At 27.0% G+C, this 1,243-nt stretch carries 2 protein-coding genes; both read left to right on the top strand.

The features are described 5' to 3' along the window. Nucleotides 1-211 (top strand): integrase core domain-containing protein (locus tag EPJ72_RS12815; RefSeq protein ID WP_147732499.1); only part of this gene is annotated, 211 nt, incomplete at its 5' end. A 267-nt stretch (nt 212-478) separates the two neighbouring features. Continuing rightward, nucleotides 479-913 carry a hypothetical protein gene (locus EPJ72_RS12810; protein WP_242005024.1) on the top strand — a complete coding sequence of 145 codons (435 nt, stop codon included), beginning with the start codon at nt 479-481 and terminating at the stop codon, nt 911-913. Nucleotides 914-1,243 lie beyond the last annotated feature (330 nt).

Here is a 1,243-nt window from a genome sequence, read left to right as displayed (position 1 = left end):
TGCCGCAGGCACGCACAGCGATGGTGTAGTAGAAAGTACACACAACCGAGACCAAAAAGAATTTTATGATTTTTGTACACAAGAATTAACTTTAGAGAAAGCAAATAAAAATATACAAAAATATAATTATTTTTTCAATTATAAACGAATACATTCTGCTTTAAATTATGATACACCTATGCTATACTTTAATAAATTAAGGAATTCCTAACTGCAATATGTTTGGCTCCCGTGCAAATATTAAATATAATAATATAAAAAATTAAAAAAATTGTATATAAGTATTAAATATTACATTGTTAAGGAGTGTGAGATATTGGACATTTTTTAGTATAAAAAAAGCAGTATCCTTGTTATAATATTTTGATATAGAAAATAAATAAAGGATACTACTATAAAAGAAGATTATAGCACAGAATTTAAATTATTTATAGTGGATGAAGCATTAAAAACTAAAAATATTAAAAGATTTTTAAAGATGGAAAGAATAAATAAATCCACTTTTTATACTTGGCTTAAGAAATATAAAGACACTGGAACTGTCGCTAATTTTAGCACTAGACCGAAAACTTCTCCAAATATCTTTAATAATCAAAAAGCTATTAATTTAATTATTGAACTCTATACTAAAGAATATCGAGGTAAGCATTATATTAAAGCATATTTAAATCGTGAAGGCATTAAGATAGGTGTTACAGCTATAGAGAATGTACTAAAAAGAAATAATCTTTGGAGATACAAAATAAAAAAGAAAAAGAAGCGATATGATAAACGAAAATTTGTCTCTAAAATACAAAAAGAAGGCAAAATAGTTCAAATAGACACCGCCTTGCGTACCTTCGGTAAAATATATCAAATTAGGCAGAAAAACAGTTTATCAATTCACTGCTGTCGATTTAGCTACACGCTATAGTTGGAGGCAAATCTATGAGGATAAAACACCTTATAGTGCTTTATCTTTCTTAAAATATGTATTTAAAACTTCACCTTTTAGGATACAAGCTATACAAACAGACAATGGTATAGAATATACTTATCGCTGTATCAATACCTCTAAAATCAATATTTTTGATGAATACTGCTTGAAAAATAAATTAGAGAGAAGATATATTCCTGTAGCAACACCAAGATACAATGGCGTAGTAGAAAGAGTACACGGCATAGACGAAAGAGAATTTTATTCACGATTAAATAAAAATATCACAGTAGAATTATTGAGAGAAAAATTAAAAGAATATACACA

Source organism: Brachyspira pilosicoli (genome assembly GCF_008016535.1).
In the GTDB taxonomy this organism is placed as follows: Bacteria; Spirochaetota; Brachyspiria; order Brachyspirales; family Brachyspiraceae; genus Brachyspira; species Brachyspira pilosicoli_A.
Note: the sequence above shows the minus strand (reverse complement) of the source record. Positions and strands in the feature narration are given on the sequence as shown.

What these genes read in the sequence shown, in the direction of transcription:
- EPJ72_RS12810 (WP_242005024.1), top strand. Translation starts at nt 479, where the DNA reads ATGGAAAGAATAAATAAATCCACTTTTTATACTTGGCTTAAGAAATAT.